At 57.8% G+C, this 26981-nt stretch carries 21 protein-coding genes and 1 riboswitch; of the genes, 18 read left to right on the plus strand and 3 right to left on the minus strand.

Annotated features, from left to right (window positions below):
* Positions 1–105: 105 nt before the first annotated feature.
* The 7 genes from glmU (at position 106) to KYE_RS09110 (ending at position 9955) form a co-directional block, all read left to right on the plus strand.
* Positions 106–1470 (plus strand): bifunctional UDP-N-acetylglucosamine diphosphorylase/glucosamine-1-phosphate N-acetyltransferase GlmU, encoded by a 1365-nt coding sequence (gene glmU, locus KYE_RS09080; RefSeq protein ID WP_008172598.1) that lies wholly within the window; start codon positions 106–108, stop codon positions 1468–1470.
* A 30-nt stretch (positions 1471–1500) separates the two neighbouring features.
* Complete coding sequence (gene glmS, locus KYE_RS09085) at positions 1501–3333, plus strand: glutamine--fructose-6-phosphate transaminase (isomerizing) (RefSeq protein ID WP_008172600.1); 1833 nt, start codon at positions 1501–1503, stop codon at positions 3331–3333.
* Between the two features lie 101 nt (positions 3334–3434).
* Positions 3435–3905, plus strand: coding sequence for a hypothetical protein (locus KYE_RS09090; RefSeq protein ID WP_008172602.1), 471 nt, complete (start codon positions 3435–3437; stop codon positions 3903–3905).
* 56 nt (positions 3906–3961) lie between these two features.
* Positions 3962–4921: a helix-turn-helix transcriptional regulator gene (locus KYE_RS09095; RefSeq protein ID WP_050898291.1), complete on the plus strand. Its 960-nt coding sequence runs from the start codon at positions 3962–3964 to the stop codon at positions 4919–4921.
* Positions 4922–5027: 106 nt separating this feature from the next.
* Positions 5028–7181 carry a TonB-dependent siderophore receptor gene (locus KYE_RS09100; protein WP_008172605.1) on the plus strand — a complete coding sequence of 718 codons (2154 nt, stop codon included), beginning with the start codon at positions 5028–5030 and terminating at the stop codon, positions 7179–7181.
* Between the two features lie 340 nt (positions 7182–7521).
* On the plus strand, positions 7522–9027 hold the full coding sequence (nhaB, locus tag KYE_RS09105) for a sodium/proton antiporter NhaB (RefSeq protein WP_008172607.1): 1506 nt from the start codon (positions 7522–7524) through the stop codon (positions 9025–9027).
* A gap of 217 nt (positions 9028–9244) precedes the next feature.
* The gene (locus tag KYE_RS09110) at positions 9245–9955 is read left to right on the plus strand and encodes a substrate-binding periplasmic protein (RefSeq protein WP_227497801.1); all 711 of its coding nucleotides are present in this window, start codon (positions 9245–9247) and stop codon (positions 9953–9955) included.
* Positions 9956–9968: 13 nt separating this feature from the next.
* Here KYE_RS09110 and KYE_RS09115 read toward each other — a convergent pair whose 3' ends face one another.
* Positions 9969–10700 (minus strand): DUF3047 domain-containing protein, encoded by a 732-nt coding sequence (locus KYE_RS09115; protein ID WP_008172611.1) that lies wholly within the window; start codon positions 10698–10700, stop codon positions 9969–9971.
* 123 nt (positions 10701–10823) lie between these two features.
* Positions 10824–11032, plus strand: a riboswitch (cobalamin riboswitch).
* 128 nt (positions 11033–11160) lie between these two features.
* On the opposite strand from KYE_RS09115, the gene KYE_RS09120 reads away from it, so the two are divergent.
* The 3 genes from KYE_RS09120 to KYE_RS09130 all read left to right on the plus strand — a co-directional run bounded on the left by KYE_RS09120 (position 11161) and on the right by KYE_RS09130 (position 15916).
* A complete protein-coding gene (locus KYE_RS09120) occupies positions 11161–13926 on the plus strand; it encodes a ribonucleoside-diphosphate reductase subunit alpha (RefSeq protein WP_008172613.1) in 2766 nt (921 codons plus the stop codon).
* Positions 13927–13957: 31 nt separating this feature from the next.
* Positions 13958–15016 (plus strand): ribonucleotide-diphosphate reductase subunit beta, encoded by a 1059-nt coding sequence (locus KYE_RS09125; RefSeq protein WP_008172615.1) that lies wholly within the window; start codon positions 13958–13960, stop codon positions 15014–15016.
* Between the two features lie 108 nt (positions 15017–15124).
* A complete protein-coding gene (locus KYE_RS09130) occupies positions 15125–15916 on the plus strand; it encodes a substrate-binding periplasmic protein (protein ID WP_008172617.1) in 792 nt (263 codons plus the stop codon).
* A gap of 28 nt (positions 15917–15944) precedes the next feature.
* Here the strand turns inward: KYE_RS09130 and KYE_RS09135 are convergent, their stop codons facing one another.
* Positions 15945–18047, minus strand: a complete 2103-nt coding sequence (locus tag KYE_RS09135) for a molybdopterin-dependent oxidoreductase (protein WP_008172619.1) — start codon at positions 18045–18047, stop codon at positions 15945–15947.
* 164 nt (positions 18048–18211) lie between these two features.
* On the opposite strand from KYE_RS09135, the gene KYE_RS09140 reads away from it, so the two are divergent.
* The 3 genes from KYE_RS09140 (at position 18212) to KYE_RS09150 (ending at position 20902) form a co-directional block, all read left to right on the plus strand.
* Complete coding sequence (locus KYE_RS09140; protein ID WP_008172621.1) at positions 18212–19009, plus strand: CLCA_X family protein; 798 nt, start codon at positions 18212–18214, stop codon at positions 19007–19009.
* Positions 18996–19457, plus strand: a complete 462-nt coding sequence (locus KYE_RS09145; protein ID WP_008172622.1) for a methyltransferase family protein — start codon at positions 18996–18998, stop codon at positions 19455–19457. The genes KYE_RS09140 and KYE_RS09145 overlap by 14 nt, the downstream gene beginning before the upstream one ends.
* A 74-nt stretch (positions 19458–19531) precedes the next feature.
* Positions 19532–20902: an alanine/glycine:cation symporter family protein gene (locus KYE_RS09150; protein ID WP_008172623.1), complete on the plus strand. Its 1371-nt coding sequence runs from the start codon at positions 19532–19534 to the stop codon at positions 20900–20902.
* A gap of 10 nt (positions 20903–20912) precedes the next feature.
* Here KYE_RS09150 and KYE_RS09155 read toward each other — a convergent pair whose 3' ends face one another.
* Positions 20913–21278 carry an EAL domain-containing protein gene (locus KYE_RS09155; RefSeq protein ID WP_008172624.1) on the minus strand — a complete coding sequence of 122 codons (366 nt, stop codon included), beginning with the start codon at positions 21276–21278 and terminating at the stop codon, positions 20913–20915.
* A 16-nt stretch (positions 21279–21294) separates the two neighbouring features.
* Here KYE_RS09155 and KYE_RS09160 point away from each other — a divergent pair, with 16 nt between their 5' ends.
* The 5 genes from KYE_RS09160 to KYE_RS09180 all read left to right on the plus strand — a co-directional run bounded on the left by KYE_RS09160 (position 21295) and on the right by KYE_RS09180 (position 26967).
* Positions 21295–21507 (plus strand): hypothetical protein, encoded by a 213-nt coding sequence (locus tag KYE_RS09160; protein WP_008172625.1) that lies wholly within the window; start codon positions 21295–21297, stop codon positions 21505–21507.
* Between the two features lie 194 nt (positions 21508–21701).
* Positions 21702–22295: a transcriptional regulator BetI gene (betI, locus tag KYE_RS09165; protein WP_008172626.1), complete on the plus strand. Its 594-nt coding sequence runs from the start codon at positions 21702–21704 to the stop codon at positions 22293–22295.
* A 63-nt stretch (positions 22296–22358) separates the two neighbouring features.
* Positions 22359–23828, plus strand: coding sequence for a betaine-aldehyde dehydrogenase (gene betB, locus KYE_RS09170; protein ID WP_008172627.1), 1470 nt, complete (start codon positions 22359–22361; stop codon positions 23826–23828).
* Positions 23829–23853: 25 nt separating this feature from the next.
* On the plus strand, positions 23854–25539 hold the full coding sequence (gene betA / locus KYE_RS09175) for a choline dehydrogenase (protein ID WP_008172628.1): 1686 nt from the start codon (positions 23854–23856) through the stop codon (positions 25537–25539).
* A 210-nt stretch (positions 25540–25749) separates the two neighbouring features.
* On the plus strand, positions 25750–26967 hold the full coding sequence (locus tag KYE_RS09180) for a hypothetical protein (RefSeq protein WP_008172629.1): 1218 nt from the start codon (positions 25750–25752) through the stop codon (positions 26965–26967).
* The last annotated feature ends 14 nt before the right edge of the window (positions 26968–26981 follow it).

Genomic DNA, 26981 nt, shown 5'->3' on the forward strand with positions numbered 1-26981 from the left:
GCGGCTGGAAGACCAACGTGTTGCGTTGGCCGTCCGGCCCTGAAGGGTGCGGTTTTTTTATTTTCAGCATTCAGAGAGTAAACACTCCGGGAGCCTGACTTTTCCATGAGCCCGCTACACGTCGTCATTCTGGCCGCTGGCCAGGGTTCCAGAATGAAATCCGCACTGCCAAAGGTGCTGCATCCGATTGCCGGCCGCCCTATGCTTCATCACGTGATCGACACCGCCAAACAGCTTGGCGCCGAGAGGATCCATACGGTCATAGGTCATGGTGCTGACAAGGTTCGGGAAACCACCGATGAGGCCTCGGTAAACTGGGTCACCCAGAGTGAGCAGTTGGGTACCGGCCATGCTGTGGCTCAGGCCCTGCCGGATCTTCCCGATGACGCCCGTGTTCTTGTGCTTTACGGCGATGTGCCTCTGACTCGTCATGAGACGCTCGACGGATTGGTTGGGACACTTGATGACCACACCCTGGGTTTGTTGACCGTCACCATGGACAATCCCCAGGGATACGGACGGATTGTCCGGAGTGCTGATGGCGACGTGCAGTCGATCGTCGAGCAGAAAGACGCCTCTCCCGAGCAGCAGCAGATCCGCGAAGTGAACACCGGGATACTTGCGGTGTCGGCGAAACACCTGAAAACCTGGTTGCCGACGCTCTCCAACAGCAACGCCCAGGGCGAATATTATCTGACCGACATCATTGCCATGGCGGTGGAACAGGGTCTCCGTATTGCGGTGTCCCAGCCGGAGAATCCCTATGAAGTCCAGGGAGTCAACAATCGCCTGCAACTGGCTGAACTGGAACGCTGGTTCCAGCGCCAGCAGGCTGACCGGCTGATGACAGAAGGAGCGACACTCGCGGACCCCTCCCGGATAGATGTCCGTGGCGAGCTGAGTATCGGCAATGACCTCTGGATTGATGTGAACGTGGTATTCGAGGGCAAGGTCAGCCTTGGCAGTAATGTATCCATTGGCCCCGGTTGCGTCATCAAGGACGCCACCATTGCAGATGGCGCGGAGATCAAGGCCAACAGCGTGATTGAAGGGGCCGTAATTGGCGCCAGCGCCCAAATCGGGCCGTTTGCACGTATCCGGCCGGGCACGGAACTGGCGGCCAACACCAAAGTGGGCAACTTCGTGGAAACCAAAAAGGCCATTGTGGGTGAGGGCAGCAAGATCAACCATCTCAGCTATGTGGGTGATGCCTCACTGGGCCGTAATGTGAATGTGGGTGCAGGAACCATCACCTGTAATTATGATGGTGTGAACAAGTACCGGACGGTGCTCGGCGATGGTGTTTTCGTAGGTTCTAATTGTTCGCTGGTCGCCCCGGTTACCGTTGCGGCCGAGGCCACCATTGGCGCAGGATCGACCATAACTCGCGACGTTGCCGACCACGAGTTGGCTGTCGCACGGGGCCGGCAGCGCAATATCGCCGGTTGGGAAAAGCCGAAGAAACACTGATACAAACGATCAACAGACAGGTAGAACAGCATGTGTGGAATTGTAGGCGCGGTTTCGGAAAGGGACGTTCAGGGTATCCTTCTTGAGGGTCTGCGCCGTCTGGAATACCGGGGATATGATTCGGCCGGTATGGCTGTAATCGGTGGCGACCACAGTGTCCAGCGCGCTCGGGAAGTGGGTAAAGTTGCCGCACTCAGCGATGCCATGGAAGCAAACCCTCTCGCGGGCCACCTGGGCATTGCCCATACCCGCTGGGCAACCCATGGCGAGCCCTCTCAGATCAACGCCCATCCGCACATGTCCGGCGACCGGCTGGCTATTGTCCACAACGGGATCATCGAAAACTATCAGGAGCTGCGTGAAGAATTGCGGGCTGACGGTTTCGAGTTTACGTCCCAGACCGATACCGAAGTCGTCGCGCACCTGATTGAGAAACACTACCGCACACTGGGTAATCTCCATGATTCCGTGCGTTCGGCGATCGCCCGTTTGCGTGGAGCCTATGCCCTGGCGGTGGTACACGCCGACGAACCGGAGCACCTCGTGGTATGCCGTGAGGGCAGCCCCCTGGTCATTGGTGTGGGTATTGGCGAAAACTTCATCGCGTCTGACCAGCTGGCGCTGCTGCCAGTGACCGACCGGTTCATGTTCCTGGAAGAAGGCGATATCGCCGATATCCGAAAGGACGCCATTGCCATACTCGATCGCGATGGCAGCCCCGTCGAGCGGGAGGTAACCCGCTTTGAGCACGGCACCGACTCGGCGGATAAGGGCGAGTACCGTCACTTCATGCTCAAGGAAATCTACGAGCAGCCGAAAGTGATCAAGGCCACGATGGAAGGTCGGGTTACCAAGACGCGGGTGCTGGAGCAGGCCTTGGGTACTGAGGCCGCCAACCTCTTGGAGAACGTTCGCCACGTCCAGATCATTGCCTGCGGCACCAGTTACCATGCCGGTATGGTGGCCCGTTACTGGATTGAGGAACTGGCGGGCGTTGCCTGTTCCGTGGAGGTGGCTTCCGAATTCCGCTATCGCAAACACGTGATCCAGCAGGACACCCTGTTCCTCTGTATTTCCCAGTCCGGCGAAACCGCCGATACCCTGGCGGCCCTGCGTCAGGCGAAAAAAGCAGGTTTCCGGGCAGCATTGGCCATCTGTAACGTGCCGGGCAGCTCCCTGGTTCGCGAATCCGACCTGGTGATCATGACCCAGGCGGGACCGGAAATCGGCGTGGCCTCTACCAAGGCGTTCACCACCCAGCTCACGGCTTTGCTGATCTTTACCCTGGCCCTGGCCCGTCATAATGGGCTGCCCGAGGAGCAGGAAGCTGAAATCGTCGAGGCTCTTCACCTCGTGCCTGGCCAAGTCAGCGATGTGCTGGCCCTGGATGGCGAGATCGCCGAGATGTCCAAGGCATTCATGGATAAGAACCACAGCCTGTTCCTGGGGCGCGGTTCCCAGTTCCCGGTGGCTCTTGAAGGTGCCCTCAAGCTCAAGGAAATCTCCTACATCCACGCCGAGGCCTATCCTGCCGGCGAGCTCAAGCACGGCCCCCTGGCCCTGGTCGACAGCGAAATGCCAGTGGTCACTGTCGCTCCCAACAATGACCTGGTTGAGAAGCTGAAATCCAACCTGGAAGAGGTCCGGGCCCGCGGCGGTGAACTGTTTGTCTTTGCTGATAAAAAGGCCGACGTCAAAGCGGAAGAGGGCCTGCACGTGATGCAGATTCCGTCCGTGCATCCGATTACCGCGCCGATCGTGTACACCGTGCCACTGCAGCTGCTGTCCTACCATGTGGCCGTGTTGAAGGGTACCGATGTGGACCAGCCGCGGAACCTGGCCAAGAGCGTCACTGTAGAATAGCCCCGCAGGCCAGCAAGGCCTCGATCACAGAATAAACGTTTTCTTGTATTTCACGATAATGATAATTATTATCATTATCGTGAATAAACAAGGAGAACGTGATGGAATTCCTGTGTCCCAATCACCGCCAACAGTTCGCGGACCTGCCGCTGGAAGAACGCAAAGACCTCTGGCTGTTCTGGATGGAGAATGCCCACGACTGCAGTGAGCAGGGGCAGTGGCGGGATGTTATCTCGCTGGCTGGCAGCGCCTTCGATCTTGCTTGCCTGCACGGGCCGCGGGATGAATCCTGCATGCACATCGAACTGACTCTCTCAGCCATACTGGTCTCCCGGGCCCTTTCCGATCGCGGTGAGCGGGCCGGTATGGACGCGGTGATTCTCCGGGCACTGGAGAGCCTTCAGCACCCGGACCATGCCGCCCCCATCGACGGTTGCTGTGATATCCACGACTGCGTTTCTGTGCTTATAGATCCTTCACGGCACGCAGACTTTTTTGCTGACTACCTGAACTGGCCCTCCTTACCTTTCGTTCCACCGAAACGGGCAACTATGGTACGGACGCTCCATTGACCTCGTAACCGGACAAACACAGGCACAGTTAGCAGACCAGGTTGGATAGGCGTGGAGTGGGCAGGTTGCACACATTCAGTCAGGCAGATTTCGAACGTTTCGGGCAGCTTTACGACATAGAATTTCGGTTTCCGGCCATCCAGGGCGACACCGGAAGTGATGACCGTATCGTTGCCCGGGGTGAGATTGCCGAGTACAGCCTGGCTTCGGGTTTTCGGTTTACGTTTTCTTCGCTTCAGGTGCTCCAGGCGTATGAATCAGTCTCTTCTGGTCATGCGCCGTTGCTTGTGCTGGTCGTTCTGGATGGCACCGTTGAGCTTACCCTCGGGTCGGTCGAACACGTTCTGTCATCGGGTAATGCTGTCAGCATGCAGCTGCACCCGGACTATCCGTTACGGGCGCACCAGCCTGAGCAAGAGCATCTGCAAATTGTGGCACTCGCTTTCGACCCACGCGGCGCAACATTGGACCACGTCTCCTCCAGCTTACAAGACCTGACCATTCTTCCCAGGGTTCCCCTGCGTCAATGGAGTGTGCCCCACCCGTTCGAGGAGTTGCTGCGGACCCATGCACGCCTCACGATGACCGTCGCCCAGAAAAGCCTGGTTTTGGAGGGCCTCGCGCTGCAGCTTGCCGGATTGGGTCTGGCAGGCGACGAGCATGAATCCCCGGATGCTCCGGTGGTTCCGGTCCAGCAACGTCAGCGACTTGAGCTCGTAAGGCAGCATCTGGAGTTCACCCCGGACCATGACCACACCCTAAAGGACCTCGCACAGATGGCTGCCATGAGCCCAAGCGGCTTGCGAGTGAAATTCCGGGCGATGTACGGCGTGCCGGTGTTCGACTATCTCAGAAAATGCCGACTTCGGTTGGCAAAGCATTATCTGGAGCAAGGCTTCAGTGTTGAACAGAGCGCGAACAGGGTGGGTTACACCCACGCGACCAATTTTTCGACGGCGTTTCGCCGGGAATTCGGATTTTCTCCCCGACAACGCACCCTTGACCAAAAAAAATAGCACTCCGCATAGATTTTTTGTCTTCCTGAATACCAAATATCGGATATAAACGACAATAATTCGCATTACAGTTTAGCCTGTAAAGCGCGTTGTTTGGAGCTGATCAATGAATTCGTTACGTGATAATCGCCAGTGCATACTCCCGTCCAGCCTGGCCGTGGCCGTAGCCGGGGTTCTGGCAAGCCCGATACTGTACGCGCAGGAAGCGAATATTACCGAGCTGGATGCCATTGAAGTATCGGCAGATGCCGCCGAACCGAGCGGCACCGCACCGAGTGATGGCTACACCGCAGAGGCGACCGTTACCGGCACGAAAACAACCACCAACGTGGTTGAAACGCCCCAGTCCATTTCCACAGTCACAGCGGATCAGATCGAGGACCAGAACGCGGCCAACCTGGGCGAAGTTCTGCGTTATACAGCCGGCGCCCGAGGCGAGACCTTTGGTTTCGAGCCGCGCACCACGTTTCTGAGAATACGCGGCTTCGATGTGGCCACCAGTGGCTTGTTTCGTGACAACCTGAAACTGGCGAACCCCGGGTTTGCCGCCGGTTACAGCCTGGAGCCCTATGGCGCCGAGCGCATTGATGTGCTCAAGGGGCCTTCTTCCGTTCTGTACGGACAAGCCGGTCCGGGTGGGTTGGTCAACTATGTGTCCAAGCGTCCTACTTTCGATACCCGCAGAGAAGTGCGCGTTGAGTCTGGTACCAACGATCTGGTCCAGGGCCATTTTGATATCAGTGGGGCGGTGAATGACAGTGATACCCTCGCGGTTCGCCTGGTAGGCCTGGTTCGCGACAGCGAAACCCAGGTGGATTTTGTCAACGACGACCGAAAGTACCTGGCCCCCAGCCTGACCTGGCAGCCCACGGACGCCACCCGACTGACGGTATTGGCGCACTGGCAGTACGACGATACCCAGCCATCTCAACGTTACCCGTTGCAGGGCACGTTGGAGCCAAACCCAAATGGCCCGATTCCTGACAACCGGTTTACCGGCGAGCCAGGGTACGATGCCTATGAGCGTCGCGAGAGTGCCATTGGTTACGAGTTTGAGCACCGCATCAATGACCAGATAGTTCTGCGTCAGAATGTCCGGGACTACCGTAACGATGTTGACGACCAGACCATCTACACCACCGGTTTGCTGGCGGATCAGAGAACCATTACCCGGTCGCGCTTTGACAGTTTCGGTCGCATTGACGGACTGGTCATGGATAACCAGCTGCAGTTGACCGCTCAGGCGGGCGCGGCAGAGCACACGGTATTGGTCGGCCTGGACCATCAGGATATCGATGTGTCATCCCGGCAGTTCTTTGGGGCCGCCAGTAACCTGGACATCTATGATCCTGTCTATGGGGCGCCTGTCCCTGATGCCCCGTTGTTTAAAGACGAGGACGGACAACTCAAACAGACCGGCATTTACCTTCAGGATCAGATCCGGGTAGATCGTTGGACGGTTTCCCTTGGCGGCCGGTATGACGTGGCCCGTTCCGAGACACTCAATAATCTCACCGGCGCCACAGCTAGCCGGGAAGACGAGGCCTTCACTGGTCGTGCCGGTGCCAGTTACCAGTTCGCGAATGGCTTTGCCCCTTATGTGAGCTACATGGAGTCGTTTCTCCCCACCACAGGTACCGATGCGGCCGGCAACCCGTTCGAGCCCGAAACCGCACACCAATATGAGGTGGGCGTAAAGTACCAGCCCAATACGGACACGCTGGTGACACTGGCCTGGTTCGACCTGACCCGGGAAGACTACCTGACCACCAACCCATCGACCTTCGCCAATGAGCAGAAGGGCGAGGCCAACTCACAGGGCCTTGAGATGGAAGCGCGCACCCGTCTGTTCCATGGGCTGGATGTGATCGCCAGCTATAGCTATACCGATGCCGAGATCACCAGCGCCAGCAATCCGGTGGAAGAGGGCGAACCGCTGGAATACACCCCGGAGCATGAAGCGGCGCTGTGGGGTAAATACAATTTCCGGGGCGGCGTGCTGCATGGCCTGGGTCTGGGCGCCGGCGTGCGTTACATCGGCGAGAGTTTTGGCGCGGCGTTCAATGCGGATAATTCTGCCCTGGAAGTACCGGATGTCACCCTGGTGGATGCTGCGATTACCTACGACATTGGCCAGGTGTCGCTGGGGCTGCATGCCCAGAACCTGCTGGACGAACAGTATGTAGCAACGGCTTTCGACAGCTCCGGTACGTATGGCACCCGTCGTGAAGTGACCGGTTCCGTTACTTACCGGTTCTGATTGCATTATCCTCCCGGCGCAGGGACGCGCCGGCTCCGACCCATTTTCTCAACAGACCCTATCAGTGTCCTTCCCCCAGAACATTTGTGTATTTTTTTCACAAAGCGACCTCACAGCCACGCAAATCGGTTAAAATACGCGCGCTACATCTTTGTTGATCAAGTAATACTACGAAGATATCTGTGTTGATCAGCGCCCATTCCCCATTTGCTTGTTAGTAAGACCAAAATCGGTCTTCATTTTGTACCTTTGGCCCATACCCCGGTACGCAAATATCAAGGAGGATGCGGGCCTGCTGGCACATAATACCAATAACCCGTTTTCTCAGAAGATTTCCGTAATGCCCAATACCGTTATCTCCGGCTTTACCCACAACTTCCTTGGCAAGGCGCCCGTCTGGTACAAGCAGGTCATCCTGCTGTTTCTCATCGCCAACCCGATTGTCATGTGGACCCTGGGGCCGGGCACGGCCGGCTGGCTTCTGATTGCCGAATTTATCTTTACCCTGGCCATGGCACTGAAATGTTACCCGCTCCTTCCAGGTGGCCTGCTGGCAGTGGAGGCGTTGCTGATTGGCCTGACCACGCCGGATGCGGTCTATCTGGAAGTGCTCACCAACTTCCCGGTGATATTGCTACTGATGTTCATGGTGGCGGGCATCTACTTCATGAAGGAGCTGCTGCTGGTGACTTTCACCCAGATTCTGGTGGGTGTGCGTTCCAAGTCGGCGTTATCGTTGCTGTTTTGTAGCGCAGCAGCACTGCTTTCGGCCTTCCTCGATGCTCTGACGGTTACTGCGGTTATTATCAGCGTGGCGGTCGGGTTTTATGCGGTTTACCACAAGGTGGCCTCCGGCAAAGGCTACCAGCACAAGGATCACAACGCCGGCAGCGATGACGAAGTAATCGAGCTGCACCGTGAAGATCTGGAAAATTTCCGGGCGTTCTTGCGAAGCCTGTTGATGCATGGTGCTATCGGTACCGCCTTGGGCGGCGTTGCCACCATGGTGGGTGAGCCCCAGAATCTGTTGATTGCCAAAGTCGTGGGTTGGGACTTTGCCGGTTTCTTCCTGCACATGGCGCCAGTGAGTTTGCCGGTATTGGCGGCTGGTTTATTTACCTGCTGGGCCCTGGAGAAGCTGCGTTGGTTCGGCTACGGCGGGCGTTTGCCCAAGCCTGTGCGTCAGGTGCTGGAAGAGTTTGCGGAGAACGAGCGGACCAAGCGTACCAAGGCTGATCAGGCCGCGCTCTGGGTACAGGCCTTTGCGGCTGCAATTCTGGTGGTGGGCCTGGCTTTCCATCTCGCCGAGGTCGGCCTGATTGGCCTGCTGGTCATCATCCTGATTACCTCCTTCACCGGCGTTACCGACGAGCACCAGATTGGCAAGGCCTTCCAGGAATCCCTGCCGTTTACGTCGCTGCTGGTGGTGTTTTTCGCGGTGGTTGCGGTGATCCACGAACAGCACCTGTTCAAGCCGATTATTGATTACGTGCTGTCGCTTCCTGAAGCCCGTCAGCCTGGCATGTTCTTCATTGCCAACGGCGTGCTCTCAATGATCAGCGATAACGTCTTCGTAGCGACTGTGTATATCAGTGAAGTCAAACAGGCTCTGGATGCAGGGGCCATCAGCTACGAGCATTTCCAGAAGTTGGCAGTTGCCATCAACACCGGTACCAACCTTCCCAGCGTTGCGACTCCCAATGGCCAGGCGGCTTTCCTGTTCCTGCTGACGTCTGCCATAGCGCCGCTGGTTCGGTTGTCTTACGGCAAGATGGTGGTGATGGCGTTTCCCTACATGCTGGTAATGGGCGGTGTCGGTCTGTATATGGTTCTTAACTATATTTGACATTCTGTCCGGATTTTTGCGGGCGGTGTCAGTGCAGATCTTCCCGGGTCTGTTAATCTTTGGCTAAACAGTCCCGAACAATACGGATTCCATGCCCAGAAACTGCCCGGTCCATTCTTCCCGACTCACTGAAGTCATGCATTTGATTGTTGTCCGGCTTTGGATATTGCTGGCAGGTCTATTATTTACGTCCGCCGCCCTTGCCGCTTCGGAATCCGTGAACAAGACTCTGCGCATTGCCTATGTGGAATTTCCCCCCATTACCTATCAGGCCAGCGATGGCCGCCCTGCTGGCAGCTTTATAGAGCTTACCCGGAAGATCGCTGTGGAAGCGGGTTACGAGCCGGAATTTCTCTTCTTGCCCATTAGCCGGGTATACCTGTACCTGCGCAACGGTAGAATTGACGTTTGGCCAGGTTCGGCTAACGTTCCCGCCCTTAACGGTGAAGTTCTGGAGACCTGGGTCACTCCCCTCGCGACCCAGCTCAGTGCCTGGTATCTGGAGGGAACCGAACCACTTACACATTTTGATCAACTGCAGGGCAAGACCGTCATCACGATAGGCGGGTACACCTATGGAGGGCTCTTGTACTGGCTGGAGGCGGAAGGTTCGATTGATGTCACCCAGGCTCCAAACTATCGGGCTGCTCTGGAAATGCTCAAGCTTGGCCGAGGCCGTTACCTGTTTGGCCATCGGGATCCGGTTGTGGAAACCCTGACCATGCCCAGAGACGAGAAAATCCGTGAATCGGCGATCCGTTTGAGGAATCTGACCTGGCTGTTCTCGCTGGCCAATCCCCGGGCAGCGATCCTGCGGGAAGAGTTCGATGATGCTTACACCCGTCTGGCTGAAAAGGGTGAAGTGCCGCCGATACGAAACCTTGGCGAAAGCTTTGTGATCCCCGGATTTCCTGAACAATACCGTTAGTAGTGTTCAGGGCTCAGGAACCCGGGTTAAGAAAGATGTCCCCATACCAGGCCGTGGCCTTCTCACCGGTGTTGTCCGAATCCGACATGATGGCAATGCCCACGACCGGTGGTGGTTCCTCGCCAAACGCTTCCCGATAATCGGCCATGATATCCCGCTCCACCGTGACCCATTCGCCGACCTGTTCTGATCCGGAATTAACGGCAATCATCATGTTTTTCTCGGTGTACGGGTTGGGCACAATCTCGCCCTTCGGGAGAGTATTGGCCCAGATGTAGTTGAGGGCATTGCCCGGCAGGGACTCACCGAATAACACCTCGACGGTTTTGCGTTTGGCGCGCTCGAAAAGCCCCGCCTTCTCGGGCTGGAACTCGAACGCCACATAGATTCTGGCCGGGTAATCGTCCCCGGACTTTTCCCGGGCATCCCCGTTTTCAAAGACATTCGAGACCTTCCAGCGCCATTGCAGAATCAGCGAATCGGTTGGCTCCAGTCTGACCCGGGCGATCAGTCCCGACGCTCCGCCGTCCGTGGTCGCCCGCACGACCTGCTGACCGTCTTCGGTTGTCAGTTCATAGCGGCTGAGCTGATCGATCTTGGGAAATTCCAGGGGTTCCCAGCCATCGTTCAGGGACTGCATCTGGGAGAAGGGTGTCAATGTACTCTCTTGCGAACTGACCGGTGCAGACAGCAGCATGGAAATGAGGAGCGGGCCCCAGATTCTTTTGTATCCGACCTTCTCCATAGTGCCTCTCCTCTTGTCAGGGTGTTTCCGTTGCAGACAGATCTTTTACCGGAAAGTGCCTTGTCCTGAAAAGTGGACCTGTATATAGTGTTTCTATCCTTGGTCAAATACCAGATGTAGTGATCAGCGCGTAACCAACTCGGTCAACGTGTGATCATCTCAGCCATTCTGGTATCGGGAATCCGGTGAGACTCCGGAACTGACGCGCAGCGGTATTGGGGAACAAGCGTGGCATCAAGACACTGGCGAAAGCCGGGAAGTCGCCACACGAGGCCGAATCGAACGATTCACGCCCCTGAGTCCGAAGACCTGCCAGGGATGAAGGAGCCTTACGGCTCGCAACTGCACCTTCGCGACCCAGGGTGAGCAGACCGGTTATGCCCAGCCATTCCCATGGCGAGGTGTGCCCCTGCGTACGCGATGGTGAAAGGAACTCAACGCGTATTCAGGAGAACACTGCATGTCTGCCTCAGCCCTGGCCGAACCCCGGCCAACCTCGCACACGGACACCGAATCCCTTCAGGTCATCAAGCGCAACGGCACGCTTGTCGGCTTTGACCCATCCAAGATCAGCATCGCCGTAACCAAAGCCTTCCTCGCAGTTGAGGGCGACACCGCCGCCGGTTCCGCGCGTATCAATGACGCGGTACACCGGGTGACCGACCAGGTTATCCAGGCGATTGGCCGTCGCCTGAAGGCCGGTGGCAAGGTGCATATCGAAGACATCCAGGATCAGGTGGAACTGGCCCTGATGCGGGCCGAAGAACAGAAGGTGGCCCGCGCCTACGTCCTGTATCGGGAAGAGCATGCCCGCGAGCGCGCCCGCCATGCGCCGGTTGAGGCGCACCCCCATCTGACGGTGAAAAAGACCAGTGGCGAGATTGCTCCGCTGGATCTGGGCCTGATGAAACTGCAGGTGGAACAGGCCGCCACAGGGTTGGAGGGCATCGACGGTGATTCCCTGGTGGACGATGCCCTGACCAACCTCTACGACGGCATCGCCGAGGAAGACGTGCTGTCGGCTTTGATCATGACGGCCCGCAGCCGGATTGAGCGGGAGCCGGACTACAGCGCGGTCACCGCTCGTCTACTGCTGGAACAGCTGCGTCTGGAGAATGCCGCCGCGTTGGGCCTGCCCATCAGTCTGCCATTGGCTGAGATTTATCCACAGGCACTGAGCGCCTTTGTCGAAGCGGGAATCCGGTACGAATTGCTGGATGACGCTCTGGCCGCCTTTGATCTGGAGCGCCTGGGTGCCGCCCTTCAGCCGAAACGGGATCTGCAGTTCGGCTTCCTGGGTCTGCAAACCCTGTACGACCGTTACTTCCTGCACTGGAACAAGGCCCGCCTGGAATTGCCCCAGGTATTCTTCATGCGTGTTGCCATGGGCCTGGCCTTGCGCGAAGACGACCCGAATGCGCGGGCCATCGAGTTCTACAACCTGTTGTCGTCGTTTGACTACATGGCGTCCACACCCACGCTGTTCAACAGCGGTACCCGCCATTCTCAGCTGTCCTCCTGTTACCTGACGACGGTGGGCGACGATCTTGAAGACATCTACGGGGCCATCCGCGATAACGCCATGCTGTCGAAATGGGCCGGCGGTCTGGGCAACGACTGGACCCCGGTGCGGGCGCTCGGCGCTCACATCAAGGGCACCAACGGCCAGAGCCAGGGCGTGGTGCCCTTCCTGAAAGTAGTCAACGACACCGCCGTGGCGGTCAACCAGGGTGGCAAGCGTAAAGGCGCAGTGTGTGCCTACCTGGAAAGCTGGCACCTGGACATCGAGGAGTTCCTGGAGCTGCGCAAGAACACCGGTGATGAACGCCGCCGCACCCACGATATGAACACCGCCAACTGGGTACCGGACCTGCTGATCGAACGCATGCGCGAAGACCGCGACTGGACGCTGTTCTCCCCCAGCGATGCCTCCGATCTGCACGATCTTTACGGCAATGCTTTCCGTGAACGCTATGAGTATTACGAGGCACTGGCGGAGCAGGGCAAGATCAACCTGTTCAGGAAGATCCCGGCCAAGCAGCTCTGGCGCAAGATGCTCACCGTGCTGTTTGAAACCGGCCACCCCTGGATCACCTTCAAGGATCCGTGCAACCTGCGTTCGCCCCAGCAGCACCGGGGCGTGGTGCACAGCTCTAACCTGTGCACGGAAATCACCCTGAACACCAGTGCCGAAGAGATCGCCGTATGCAACCTCGGCTCCGTGAACCTGGCGGCCCACATTGCCAACGGCGAGCTGGACGTGCAGCGCCTGGAACAGACGGTGAACACCGCCGTGCGCATGCTCGATAACGTTATCGACATCAACTATTACGCCGTGCCCCAGGCCCGCAATTCCAACCTCAGGCATCGCCCGGTCGGTCTCGGCTTCATGGGTTTCCAGGACGCGCTCTATCAATTGGGCCTGCCATATTCCAGCTCGGAAGCGATTGAGTTCGCTGACCTTGCCATGGAGCAACTCAGCTACTTCGCCATCCGCGCCTCGGCTTCGCTGGCGGGTGAGCGAGGCGCCTATGAGAGCTATGAGGGCTCACTCTGGCAGCAGGGCATCCTGCCGATCGACTCCATCAACCTGCTCAAGGAAAACCGCCGGGAAGGGGACCTGTCCGTGAATACCAACGCCCGGCTGGACTGGTCTCCCGTGCGCGAACTGATCGCAAAAAACGGCATGCGCAACAGCAACGTGATGGCGATCGCTCCGACTGCCACGATTTCCAACATCGTGGGTGTGTCCCAGTCCATCGAGCCGGCGTACCAGAACCTGTTCGTGAAATCGAACCTCTCCGGCGAGTTCACCGTGGTCAACCCCTCCCTGGTCCGAGACCTCAAGGCCGAAGGCCTGTGGGACAACGTGATGGTGAACGATCTCAAATACTTCGACGGCAGCGTGCAGCAGATCGACCGCATCCCCAACGAATTGAAAGCGCGATACGCCACTGCCTTTGAGATCGACGCAAGGTGGCTGGTGGAAGCCGCCGCCCGGCGCCAGAAATGGCTAGACCAGGCCCAGAGCCTGAACCTGTACATGGCCGAGCCCAGCGGCAAAAAGCTGGATGCCCTGTACCAGCTGGCCTGGGAACGTGGGCTGAAAACCACCTACTACCTGCGCTCCCTGGGTGCCACCGGCGCTGAAAAAACCGCTCCGGTTGCCGCGCCCCAGCCCCAGGTTTGCAGCATCGACGATCCCGACTGCGAAGCCTGTCAGTAACTGCTCACTTAACGATTTCGAGGCAAAAACCATGCTTGATTGGGACGACGAACCAAAAACTGAATCCAGGGCGGCGCATCCCGGCGCCCCGGCACCGGTGAACGTGGACGACAAACGCGTCATCAACGGCGAAACCGACATTAACCAGCTGGCACCGTTCAAGTACCCCTGGGCCTGGGAGTACTTCATGAACGCCAACAAAAACCACTGGACCCCCCTGGACGTGAACATGGCCCAGGACGTTCATGACTACCACCACCGGCTGACCGCGCCGGAAAAACATGTGTACGAGAACGTGCTGGCCTACCTCACTACTTCCGACATCCTCGCCATGCGCAACATCGGCCTGGCGGTGATGGAAAAGATGAGCGCGCCGGAGCTGCAGATCTACCAGGCCCGGCAGGTGTATGAGGAGGCCATGCACACCTGGGCCTACCAGCACTGCATCGAAACCCTCAACCTGGACCAGAGCGAGATCTACAACCGCTACCGCGTGGTGCCCGCCATCAACGGCAAGATCCAGATTGCCAACCGCCGCCTGGATGCGGCCATGCGCCCGGACATGAACCTGCGCAACAAGGACGACCTGCAGGAATTCATCATGTCCTACCTGTTCTTTGCGGCCGTGTTCGAGGGCACCTGGTTCTATAACGGCTTCAGCCCCATCTTCGCCCTCCAACGCCGGGGCCTGATGCGCGGCACAGGGGAACAGCTGCAGTACATCCTGCGGGACGAGGCCATGCACTTCTCATTCGGCCTGAAGGTGGTGAATCAGATCGTCGAGGAGGAAAACATCACCTTCGACCCGAAGGCCGTGCGCGAGATGTGGGACGAATCCGAAGCCGCCGAGAGGGCCTATGCGGATTACATCCTGCGGGACCCGATACTCGGCTACTCCGCCGAATATCACAGCGAACAGTTCCGCTTCGTGGCCAACCGCCGTGCCCGCACCGTCGGCCTTGAAGAGCCGTTCCCGGGCGCGAAGAACGTGTCGCCGTGGCTGGACGAACAGGCTACCCTGCGAAAAGAAAAAAACTTTTTTGAAACCCGGGTGATTGAGTACCAGACGGGTGCGCAGCTGGAGTGGTAAATTCGGCTGAGCAGCCGAAGCTATACGCCCTGTGTCCGCATGAATCTGTGAGCCGGGCAGGGCGTATAACTTTCAGACCTGGCATGAATTTCTTCAGAGGTGACTTTGGTGAACAAACGCAGTTTGAAAGCCTTTATCGCGCCGCTCTGTCTCGTTTGTTCAATGGTGTTGCTGGCTTTGCCGGCTGTCGCTGTGGCAGAGCGCAAACTGAAGTTCGCGTTTGCCGACAATTCAAAACCTTACAGTTTCTCTCAGGATGAAAAGGCAGCCGGGCTATTTCCGGAAGTGGTACGGTTAACTTTCAGTTTTATCCCCGACTACGATATGGCGAGCGCGGTGATGCCGTGGTCGAGGGCGCAGTACAACCTCAGGTTGGGGCTGAACGATGGCCTCCTCACCTATCCGTCGAAGGAGCGACAGAACTACGCAGTCTTTTCAGCGGGGCCGCTTTTCATTCAGGATTTTGGCCACCTGGTTTACTCGGCTGAAAACCCCAATAAAGACCTGATCGAATCGGCCTCCAGCTTTGCTGACTTGTCCGATTTGAAGGTAATCGTCGAAAAGGGCTCTCAATGGGAAGAGAACAATATACCAGGCTATCTGGAGCGTGTTCCCGGTCGGGACAGTGAGACGATGATGCATCTCCTGATGTTCCGGGAAGCCGGGGATTTTCTGGTGCAGCCCGCTGAAGACGCCCGTTTTATTGCAGGGAAGCTGGGCTACACCGAAAACCTGAAGATTCGCAAGGTCGATTTTATTCCAAACTCCATGATCCCTTTCCATCTTGGAGTTTCGCGCCAGCATCCATCCGCTAACGATGTGATCAATCAGGTTGATGCAATCATGCAAAAGCCGGACTTTCAGTCACAATTGACGACTCTGATCAGGAGTTATCGATAAGGCTGCACGGGCTAGCTGCCCGGCATCTTTATGCGGCCTTCACCGCCACCCGGGTACCATTGAATGCAGCATTGCCCGTCAGTGCGTCAATGCGCCCGGAATCAGTGACGTCGTTCATGCTCACGCCGGGTTGTCCCTCGGCGATCGACATGGCGGTGTCCGGCCGGTTATGGCCCCAGCCCTGGGGCATGCTGATCACACCCTCGAACATATCGTCGTCGATTTCCACCGGCAGGTTGATGCTCCCGGAAGCCGAAGTAACCGTGGCCAGTTGTCCGTCTTCAAGCCCGATTTTGAGGGCATCTGACGCGTTCATCTGCAAAGTGCACGGGTTCTTGCCTTTTACCAGCCGGTGGGAGTTCTGGGTCCAGGTGTTGTGGCTGCGGGGCAGGCGGCGGCTGATCAGCGTGAACGGATAGTCGCTGTTCTCATCTGCCTGCAACAGGCCCGAGGCATCCAGGCGTTTCAGATCCTTCAGGTATAGCTCGGGGGCAATGCGGATCTTGCCGTCCTCGGTCTGGACGCGCTGCGCCAGGCAGGGCTGCAGTGGTCCCAGATCCACACCATGAGGGTTGGCTTTCAGGGTCTCCAGACTCATGCCCTCTTTTCCGTAGGCGCCGTGTTTCAGGCCCAGATCCAGCATGGTCTCCGGCGTAATGCCATCGTCTTCCAGGCCTGTTAACTGCAGGGCGAGATCCCGCAGAATTTCCCAGTCGTGTTTCTGGTTCGGCGCTTTTTCGAACATCGGTTCCGAGAATTTCGCGGTATTGCGAACGGCGAAAGAGTTGAAGAACACATCGAAGTGGGGCACTTCCAGCCCGGTTGTGGCCGGCAGGATGATGTCGGCATGGCGGGTGGTTTCGTTCAGGTAGATATCCACCGACACCATGAAATCCAGGGCATCGAAGGCGTCTTCCAGTCGGGCTCCGCCGGGCGCCGAAAGCACCGGATTGCCGGCGATGGTGATCATCGCGCGGATCTGGCCCTCGCCCGGGGTCAGGATCTCATCAGCCAGGGTAGCGACCGGGAATTCGTTGTTGAAGTAGGGCAGTTTTCGCACCCGGGACTCGTAACGGCCATAGGAACTCGGCTTGCCCTTTTTGTCCCTGACAAGATCAAAGGCTGGCTGGGGGAACATGGCGCCACCGCGGCTATCGAAGTTGCCGGTGAGAATGTTCAGTACATTGTTGAGCCACTGGCAGAGGCCGCCGAACGACTGCGTCGAGGCGCCCATGCGGCTGTAGCAAACGGCGCTCTTCGCAGCTGACATCTCCCGGGCCAGTTCGCGGATGGCGTTAGCGGTCATACCACAGGCTGCCGCCACGGTTTCCGGGCTATAGGGTTTGACGGCCTCGGCCAGTTGCTCCAGCCCGTCGATCCGGTCGTCCAGATGACCAAGGGTAACCAATTGTTCCTCAAACAGGGTGTGAACCATGGCCAGCATGAACAGGGCATCGGTTTCCGGGCGGATAAACAGGTGCTGGTCGGCCTTTCTCGCGGTCTCGGTGCGCCGTGGATCAACCACCACCACCTTGCCGCCACGTTGCTGGATGGCCTTCAGGCGTTTGCCGACGCCGGGGGCGGTCATCAGGCTGCCGTTGGAAACAATCGGGTTGGCACCAATGATCAGCATGAAATCCGTATGGTCGATGTCCGGCACCGGAATCAGCATGCCGGCACCCAGCATGTAATTGGAGGCCACGTGGTGTGGTAACTGGTCCGCCGAGGCGGAGCTGTAGCGGTTATTGGTGCCCAGCGCCTTGAAGAACCGCGGCAGCATGATGGCGTTGCCGAAGTTATGGGCGTTTGGATTACCCAGATACACCCCAACGGCATCCTGCCCGTGTTCCTGCTGGATGCCGCGAAACCGCGAGGCGATTTCCTCGAAGGCTGCTTCCCAGCTGATCTCCTGCCAGCCGTCCGCGGTGCGCTTCATGGGTGCTTTCAGGCGGTCCTTGTCATTGTAGAAATCCTGCAGTGCAACGGCTTTCGGGCAGATATGGCCGTGGCTGAACGGGTCGTTGCTGTCACCCTTGATGGACAGGATCTCGCTACCCCGATGCTGGATTTCGAGGCCACACATGGCTTCACAGATGTTACAGGTGCGGTAATGGGTCTGGGTGTCGGTCATGGCAAACACTCGGTCCGGATATTGTCGTTATTGATTCTGGCAGTGTGGCACAAGCCGGCGGAAAATCAGACGGTCATAATTCACATAAAACCGGTCAATCCCGCCAAATAATGTTTCTCTCGGTGCCTGAAAGACAGGCCGGAGTTTCATCGTACAATAGCCCCATGGCTAAAACCTTTTACCGTCGGGGCCCGGACCATCGAGCCGGAGCGCCGGTTACCTTTCTCGACGTCCGCCGTCGTTTCCAGTTTCGTACCATCGAGCTTGGCCGCTGGGTCACCGAGCCGGAAAAACAGCGCAGTGCGTCGCTGTTCTACGATGCCCTGTGCGACCTGATGACCATTCTTGGCGGCACCGAGTCGCTGGTTTCCCTGCGTGGCACCCTGGCTCTTCAATATGGCATTGGTGGGCGGCCCGGTGTGTCGGCCCACTACACGCCGGCCACGCGCAGCTTCTCACTGGCCAAAAATGCCGGGCCCGGCAGCATCGCCCACGAGTGGTTTCACGCCTTCGATCATTACATCGGCGAGAAACTTTTCGGCGAGGCCCAGAGAGGCCAGTTTGCTTCGAAGCTCTGGCTTGGCCGTGACGACGCTGTGCGGCATCCGCTGAACGATCGACTGCAGGCCTGTTTCAAGGCGATTCTGCTGGACGAAAAAGGCGCAGAGCCCAGCGAGCTCTTCCGGTGTTCGGTGAGGGCGGACAAAGCGGCAGGGATTCAATATTTCAGCTTGCCTGAAGAGCTTTGCGCCCGGGCGTTTGAAGCGTTTGTGCAGGATGCAAACGTGAAGAACGCCTTTCTGGTGAGCGGAACCCGGGAATCTGAAGAGGCAAAACTGGGTCTGTACCCGGTGGGCGCGGAACGGCAACGGATCAATGATGCTTTCCGGAGTTACTATAGGTCTCTGGGACATGCTTTGAAGCTTAGTGAGGAACAGGGCCATTTGTATGAACGCACTTGAACTGAAGGTTCCCCCGGTGGTTCTGGTATTGGTTACGGTGTCTGGTATGTGGGCAGTTTCGGCTGGTGTTCCCGTGTTCCGGTTTACTGTATCCGGTGTTGTCTGGCTGTCTTCGAGTATCGCTTTGCTGGGCGTTCTCGTCGCTATCCTTGGTGTTCTGGCCTTCAGGAACGCAGGAACCACGGTGGACCCGAGGGTACCGGAGCAATCCGAAAACCTTGTGGTCTCGGGGGTCTATCGATTCAGCAGAAATCCGATGTATCTCGGATTTCTGCTGACTCTGCTCGGGTGGGGGCTGTACCTCGGCAGTTTTGCCGCTTTGTTCTTTCTCCCCGCGTTTATTGCCTACATGAATCGTTTTCAGATTATCCCGGAAGAACGATTCATGCGTGCCAGGTTTGGCGACTCCTACGCCAGATACAGGGCTAAGGTCCGTCGCTGGGTCTGAGGAACTCTGCTCCCATCTGCCCGCACGCACATTTTGCGCTACGCTATCGGAGCGGCAGAATTGTTGGAGGGGATGTGCAAGAGCTTGTGGACGGTATTGGCGGTTGGGTTTGGGGGCCCGTGACCATTGCTCTGCTGGTAGGTACCGGCCTGTATCTGACCATTCGTCTGCGCTTTATCCAGTTGTTTCGCATGTGGCTGTCCCTGAAGATTGCCAGTGGCGCGGATGCGGAACAGCAAAAGGAGGGTGACCTCAGTCAGTTTGGCGCGCTGACGCTGGCGCTGTCGGCGGCGATCGGCAACGGCAATATAGCCGGTGTGGCCACGGCCATAGCTCTGGGCGGGCCGGGTGCGGTTTTGTGGATGTGGGTGACCGCTCTGGTTGGCATGGCGACGGTTTACGCCAGTACCACCCTGGCTCTGGCTTTTCGCCATCATGATCCGGAGCGTGGTTATGTTGGTGGTCCCATGTACTACATTGAACTGGGCCTGGGGCCCCGCTGGAAGCCGATGGCCAAGATGTTTGCCTTCTGTGCGATCCTGGCGGCTTTTGGCACCGGCAACATGGTGGAGGCCAATTCTGTTGCCGATACTCTCGAGTTCTCGCTCCGGGATATTATTGGCTACACCGCCACCGACAACAGTGTGTTCTCGGTAAAGCTTGCCATCGGGCTTGTCTATGCGGGGTTGGTGTGGCTGGTGATCGTGGGCGGCGTCAAACGCATCGGGCTGGTAGTGTCCCGACTGGTTCCACTGATGTTTCTGGTTTATGTCGGTAGTGCGCTCGTGGTGCTGGTAATCAATGCAGACGCTGTTCCCCGGGCATTTGCGTTGATTGTCTCCGATGCCTTCAGTGGCACGGCTGCCGTTGGTGGTTTTACCGGTGCCAGTGTGATGGCGGCGATCCAGTTTGGTGTTGCCCGAGGCGTTTTCAGTAACGAGGCGGGACTGGGAACGACGCCTATGGCGATGGCCGCAGCACGCACCGCAGAGCCGGTCCGTGCTGGTCTGGTAGCGATGAATGGCCCTCTGTTTGACACTCTCATTGTCTGCACCATCACAGCTCTGGTAATAATTACGACAGGTGTCTGGCAGACTGGGGTCAGCGGTTCGGAGCTGACTACCATGGCATTTAACTCTGCGGTGCCGGACCTCGGCAAACTGGCAGTCACTGTCTCGCTGCTGTTCTTTTCCTTTTCCAGCGTGCTTGGCTGGAGTTACTACGGAGACCGTGGGACGGGCTATCTGTTTGGCGAGGCCGCTATCCTGAAATACCGTCGTCTGTTCTGCCTGCTTTTGCCGATTGGCGCGGTTATGAAGCTCGAGCTTATTTGGGGGCTTTGTGACATTGCAAATGGACTGATGGCGATCCCCAACCTGATCGCCATCCTTCTCCTGTCTCCGCTAGTAGTTCGGATGACTCGCCGATATTTCGGTATGACCTGAAGAAAGCAATTCAGGTTTCCGCGATCAGCCGGTTTACTTCGTTTTCGGCCTCCATCCAAGCCTTCAGTTCCTCAAGCGCCCTTGGCGGGCAGATCCAGTAGCCTTGCATCATTTCTGCACCCAGCGATTTAATGAGTCGGGCCGTATGTTCCGTTTCGATGCCTTCGGCAACCACCTGATAGCCAAGGCCCTGGCCCATTTTGATGGCGGTCTCCACAATTATTTTGGCGTTGTCGCTGGACTCGATGTCCTGTAACAGCGCCCGGTCCAGCTTGATTTCGCTGGCGGGCCCCAGCCTTGCCGCCGGCGCATGCCATCTCCGGTGCGCGACTGTCTCGATAGCGGCCCATCTGCTACGTTGAAAGGAGACATTCATTCCCAAGGAGGCCTCTATGTTCGTCGCTGAAAAAGCAACCGGGCACCTGATCGAAGTTCTGGATACACAGGCGCTGTTTGATCCCCATAGCCAGCAGGTGCGAGGCAGCCTTCATTACGGAGAGGAGGCGCAGGATCCTGAATTGTTTAAAAAAGCCGAACTCGCGTTTCCCTCTGGTGAAGCGCTTCCCGTGTGCTGGACAGACCCGGATTACCGTCGCCAAAGCTGATATTCGCTTGCCCTTCCTGCCATCACAACCGCGCCATATCAGAGTGGCGCGGAGGCTCCCTGCTTTCTGATCAGGTTTGAATTTCCCGCCTCGCTTCTGTAAGATTTTTATTAATTGAACGTTCAATTAACAAAAAGCAGGGCTGATTGGTGCTGCTTTCAACACCGGAATCAAGACGAGTAACCGAAGCCGCCATGCCAAAAGTTGGGGTCAAAGACACACGCAAGCAGCAGCTGATTGAAGCCACCATGCATTCGATTGCAGAGCTCGGAATGCAGAACACCACCATTGTGAGCATCAGCAAACGCGCGGGGATGTCCTCCGGGATTATCAGCCATTACTTCGGTGGCAAGCAGGGGCTGATTGAAGCGGCCCTGCGTTATCTGCTTGATCAACTGGGCAAGGAACTCCGGGAGCGTATGGCCAAGACCGACCGCTCCCCGGAACAGCGGCTCAATTGCATTATCGAGTCGAACTTTTCCGAGTTTCAGCGCTCTGCGCTGGCGGCCAAGACCTGGCTGAGCTTTTGGGCCCGGTCGATGCATGAGCCGGGGCTTAAGCGACTGCAGCAGATCAACAACGCCCGGCTGTACAGCAACCTGCGATATTCCTTCGCACAGGTGCTTGAACCTGACGCAGCGACTGAGGCCGCCCGGCAAACCGCGGCAATGATCGATGGGTTCTGGTTGCGCAGTGCCCTGAGCCTGGACCCGGCGGAGAGCTTTGAAGCCGGCGAGCGGCTCTGCAAGAAATTTGTCCACGAGACACTGGCGCAGGCAACCGCCTGAGCCGGGATTGATTCGAACGGCCCACAAGGCCTGAAGACACCGAACCGAGGTTAATTACCGACTATGTCTGCATCTCTTCCTGTTGTTCAGAATTTCGTCCATGGCCGTTTCCTGGCCAACAGCACCGGCGAAACCTTCCCTGTGGTGAATCCGGCCACGGGTCAGGTTATCTACGAAGTGGAAGTGGCGGATGAATCCGTGCAGCAGGCCGCCGTTGAAAGTGCCCGCGCCGGTTTTGCCGAGTGGTCTGCCATGACTGCCATTGAGCGCAGCCGGATTCTGCTGCGGGCGGTTGCGCTTCTGAGAGAGCGTAATGATGAATTGGCTGCCGCAGAGGTGCGCGATACTGGCAAGCCCTGGCAGGAAGCAGAAGCCGTGGATGTGGTCACCGGTGCCGATGCGGTTGAGTTCTTTGCCGGCCTGGCACCCTCCATCGAAGGTAACCAACAGGACCTGGGCGGTGATTTTTACTACACCCGCCGGGAGCCCCTGGGCATCTGCGCCGGCATTGGCGCCTGGAACTACCCGATCCAGATCGCCTGCTGGAAATCCGCGCCGGCTCTGGCCTGCGGTAACGCCATGATTTTCAAGCCATCCGAGGAAACCCCCATGGGTGCGGTGAAGCTGGCGGAAATCTTTACCGAAGCGGGTGTGCCGGCGGGCGTATTCAACGTGGTGCAGGGCGCCGCCGAAGTGGGCCAGTGGCTGACCCACCACCCCGAGATTGCCAAGGTCTCCTTCACCGGCGAAGTGGCCACCGGGAAGAAAGTTATGGCCGCGGCATCTTCCACCCTGAAAGACGTCACCATGGAACTCGGCGGAAAATCCCCGCTGATCATCTTTGACGATGCGGATCTTGAGAACGCCATTTCCGCCGCCATGGTCGGCAACTTCTACACCCAGGGTGAGATCTGCACCAACGGCACCCGGGTGTTTGTTCATGAAGATCTGTACCCGCGCTTTATCGAACGTCTGCTGGAACGCACCCGCAACAATATCAAGCCCGGCGACCCGATGAATCCGGACACCAATTTCGGCGCGCTCATCTCCGCAAAACACCGGGATCTGGTGCTCGATTACATCGCCAAAGGTCTGTCCGAAGGCGCGACTCTCAGCCACGGCGGTCGGGCCTTCGAGCCGGAGGATTCCAAAGGCGGCTATTTTGTGGAACCCACCATCTTCACCGACTGCACCGATGATATGACCATCGTAAAGGAAGAGATTTTCGGGCCGGTGATGTCGGTCCTCACTTTCCGCGATGAGGACGAGGTGATTGCCCGCGCGAATAACACGGATACGGGTCTGGCCGCTGGCGTGTTCACCAACGATATCCGTCGGGCCCACCGGGTGATTCACCAGATCCAGGCCGGCATCTGCTGGATCAATAGCTACGGTGCCTCCCCGGCGGAAATGCCGGTGGGTGGTTACAAACTCTCCGGCATCGGCCGGGAAAACGGGCGCGAGACCATTGCGCACTACACCCAGATCAAATCGGTGTATGTGGGCATGGAAGATTTGGACGCACCCTTTTAGTCGCAGGCCACACAGGAGAACGCGTATGACAGAAAATCGATACGACTACATCATTGTGGGTGCGGGTTCCGCCGGTTGTGTACTGGCCAACCGCCTGACCGAGGACGCGCGCCACCGGGTGCTGCTGCTGGAAACCGGCGGCAGCGACAAGAGCATCTTCATCCAGATGCCCACCGCCCTTTCCATTCCCATGAACACCAAGAAATACGCCTGGCAGTTCGAGACCGAGCCGGAGCCGTTCCTGGACAACCGTCGCATGCACTGCCCACGGGGCAAGGTGCTGGGGGGGTCTTCCTCCATCAATGGCATGGTCTATGTCCGTGGCCACGCCCGGGATTTTGACGAATGGGATTCCGAGGGCGCTACTGGCTGGCATTACCGCAACGTCCTGCCCTATTTCAGGAAGGCCGAAACCTGGGCCTTTGGCGGCAACGACTACCGGGGCGATAAGGGCCCGCTCGGTGTCAATAACGGCAATAACATGCAGAATCCGCTCTACAAGGCCTTTATCAGGGCGGGTTCCGATGCCGGTTACTTTGAGACCGATGATTACAACGGTACCCAGCAGGAAGGCTTCGGCGCCATGCACATGACCGTGAAGAACGGTCGTCGCTGGTCCACTGCGAACGCCTATCTGCGTCCGGCCATGGAGCGCGATAACCTGACTGTGGTCACCCATGCCCTGGTGCATAAGGTGTTGCTCGATGGCAAAACCGCCACCGGTGTCCGTTACGAGCAGGGCGGCAAGGTGCACGAGGCGAAAGCCGCCGAGGAAGTCATCCTGTCAGCGGGCTCTATCGGTTCACCCCACCTGCTCCAGCTGTCTGGTATTGGCAAGCGTGAGGTACTGGAAAAGGCTGGTATCGAGGTAAAGCACGAGCTACCGGGCGTTGGTGAGAACCTGCAGGACCACCTGGAGTTTTACTTTCAGTACCGCTGCAAGCAGCCGGTGTCGCTCAACGGCAAGCTGGACTGGTGGAACAAGCTGAAGATCGGTGTTCGCTGGATTCTCCGCAAGGATGGTCTGGGCGCCACCAATCACTTCGAGTCCTGTGGCTTCATCCGGTCCAAGGCCGGCGTCGAGTGGCCCGACCTGCAATATCACTTCTTACCGGCAGCCATGCGCTATGACGGTAAAGAAGCCTTCAACGGAGACGGATTCCAGCTGCACATTGGTCACAACAAGCCGAAAAGTCGGGGCTTTGTGCATGTGCAATCGGCCGACCCGAAACAGGCACCGACCATCCGCTTCAATTATCTGCAGCACGAGGCAGACCGGGAGGGCTTCCGGGACTGTGTGCGCCTGACCCGGGAAATCATCAACCAGCCGGCCATGGACGAGTACCGCGGAGCGGAGATCCAGCCCGGTGCCGAGGTCCAGACCGACGAGGAAATTGATGCGTTTGTCCGCCAGGCGGTGGAGAGCGCCTACCACCCGTCCTGCTCCTGCAAGATGGGCACCGACGAGCTGGCGGTGGTGGACCCGGAGACGCGGGTTCACGGTATCCGGAATCTCAGGGTGGTGGATTCGTCCATCTTCCCGACCATACCCAATGGCAACCTGAATTCGCCCACCATCATGGTGGCCGAGCGGGCAGCCGATCTGATCCGGGGCAGGGAGCCCCTGCAACCTTCTGACGCGCCTGTGGTGATGGACGACCAGTGGCAGACACGTCAGCGACCGGGACAGGCAAAGCGCGCGCTCGCATAGCGCGTCGTCATCCCACCCGGGCGTGCAACGCGCCCGGGGTTTTGCAAGCCCTCAGGATTTCCCTATCAGCGCGACGGTGTTCTGCCGTTTTCGGGCGCCCGATAGGCAAGTCCTGGGTTTGTGTCCGATTCGAAAGAAGCAGCGCTTACAAAGTAGAGGAGGAACACCCATGCTGTTCATTGCAAAGAAACAAAGTAACCGGAGGACCTTATGACACTCTGGTTATCCGCAGGTCTGATCTTCACCTTCGCCGCCATTGTGCTGATCCTGTACAAATGGTGGGACATCCAGTGCATCGGCGTGACGCCCGTCCGCACCTTCACCTTTATCGCCATCCTGTTCACCTCCGGTCTGGATGTGGGGCTGATCATGTTCCCGCTGACCGAGTTCGGTGGCTATGGCGATCTGTCTGCGAACCCTGAGTACGGCTTTGCCAACCCCCTGGCTATCGAGTTCGGGTTCTGGGCGTTCCTGATCTGGGGCTTCTATTTCCTGACCTGTTTTTACTTCGCGATCATTGAGCCGCGGGTGCAGTTCTTTGAGATTCCGTTGGTGAAGGTCGTAAACAACGTGGTGATCATCGGCACCTGTGCGTTTACCGCCTATCTGCTGCTGGTGAATCTGCCCTGGTACCTGCCCATGCTCGGTGATGGCGAATCGGTGGTGCCAGCGTTCTACTTCATTGTATTTGCCTCGATTGCGCTGGCGGTCTATTCCAGCTCCAAGATCAAATATGTGCGCATCCTCAGTCTGGGCTCGAGCCTGTTGTTTATTGCCCTGATCGTGGGCATGTGGTTCCGGGCGTTCGTTATGGGTGCGGGCTCACCGGCAGACTTCTTTGGCACCGCCGGATTGATCGGCGAGTACTTCGCCAACATCCACCAGTTTGCCCTGCCGATCAACGACTACCACGAGTTCTACCTGTTCTGGTGGTTTGCCTGGAGCATCATGATTGGCCAGTTTACCGCGCGTTTTGTGAGCGGTATCCGTACCTGGCAGCTGTTGATTGCCATGCTGGTGGTACCGTCCATCGCCATTGGTGTCTGGTTTACCGTGCTTTACCACTACCACGCGGAAGGCCTGCAGATTGCGGCATTCACCAATCTCGCCATGATTTCGGTGGGTGTGTTGATGGTGGTGAACTCGCTGGATTCATTGATCCGGCTCTATACCGACAACCTCAATCTCACTGCTCAGCGCCTCGGGCGGGTGAACTATGTGGTGTTCAATTTCCTGGCGATGGTTGGTCTGACCATGCTGTTCCAGCTGGATTTCTTGCGGATTCAGTGGGTTGGCGCCCTGGTGATTGCGCTGTATTTTGGCTGCCTCGTCTATATCCTGGCGAACAAGCGAGCAGAAGTGGCTGCCATTAAAGCGTCACCGAAAGAAAATATTCTGGACTTTGGAAAGATTGAACTGGCTGGCTAAGACCCCATAAACGG

It is taken from the genome of Marinobacter manganoxydans MnI7-9 (assembly GCF_000235625.1).
GTDB classification, from domain to species: Bacteria; Pseudomonadota; Gammaproteobacteria; order Pseudomonadales; family Oleiphilaceae; genus Marinobacter; species Marinobacter manganoxydans.

Excerpts from the sequence above, each read along its gene's own strand:
- KYE_RS09145 (WP_008172622.1), top strand. The coding sequence starts at position 18,996 with ATGAACGCACTTGAACTGAAGGTTCCCCCGGTGGTTCTGGTATTGGTT.
- nhaB (WP_008172607.1), top strand. The coding sequence starts at position 7,522 with ATGCCCAATACCGTTATCTCCGGCTTTACCCACAACTTCCTTGGCAAG.
- KYE_RS09180 (WP_008172629.1), top strand. The coding sequence starts at position 25,750 with ATGACACTCTGGTTATCCGCAGGTCTGATCTTCACCTTCGCCGCCATT.
- betB (WP_008172627.1), top strand. The coding sequence starts at position 22,359 with ATGTCTGCATCTCTTCCTGTTGTTCAGAATTTCGTCCATGGCCGTTTC.
- KYE_RS09120 (WP_008172613.1), top strand. The coding sequence starts at position 11,161 with ATGTCTGCCTCAGCCCTGGCCGAACCCCGGCCAACCTCGCACACGGAC.
- glmU (WP_008172598.1), top strand. The coding sequence starts at position 106 with ATGAGCCCGCTACACGTCGTCATTCTGGCCGCTGGCCAGGGTTCCAGA.
- betA (WP_008172628.1), top strand. The coding sequence starts at position 23,854 with ATGACAGAAAATCGATACGACTACATCATTGTGGGTGCGGGTTCCGCC.
- betI (WP_008172626.1), top strand. The coding sequence starts at position 21,702 with ATGCCAAAAGTTGGGGTCAAAGACACACGCAAGCAGCAGCTGATTGAA.
- KYE_RS09160 (WP_008172625.1), top strand. The coding sequence starts at position 21,295 with ATGTTCGTCGCTGAAAAAGCAACCGGGCACCTGATCGAAGTTCTGGAT.
- glmS (WP_008172600.1), top strand. The coding sequence starts at position 1,501 with ATGTGTGGAATTGTAGGCGCGGTTTCGGAAAGGGACGTTCAGGGTATC.
- KYE_RS09100 (WP_008172605.1), top strand. The coding sequence starts at position 5,028 with ATGAATTCGTTACGTGATAATCGCCAGTGCATACTCCCGTCCAGCCTG.
- KYE_RS09155 (WP_008172624.1), bottom strand. The coding sequence starts at position 21,278 with ATGAATGTCTCCTTTCAACGTAGCAGATGGGCCGCTATCGAGACAGTC.
- KYE_RS09140 (WP_008172621.1), top strand. The coding sequence starts at position 18,212 with ATGGCTAAAACCTTTTACCGTCGGGGCCCGGACCATCGAGCCGGAGCG.
- KYE_RS09125 (WP_008172615.1), top strand. The coding sequence starts at position 13,958 with ATGCTTGATTGGGACGACGAACCAAAAACTGAATCCAGGGCGGCGCAT.
- KYE_RS09090 (WP_008172602.1), top strand. The coding sequence starts at position 3,435 with ATGGAATTCCTGTGTCCCAATCACCGCCAACAGTTCGCGGACCTGCCG.
- KYE_RS09115 (WP_008172611.1), bottom strand. The coding sequence starts at position 10,700 with ATGGAGAAGGTCGGATACAAAAGAATCTGGGGCCCGCTCCTCATTTCC.
- KYE_RS09135 (WP_008172619.1), bottom strand. The coding sequence starts at position 18,047 with ATGACCGACACCCAGACCCATTACCGCACCTGTAACATCTGTGAAGCC.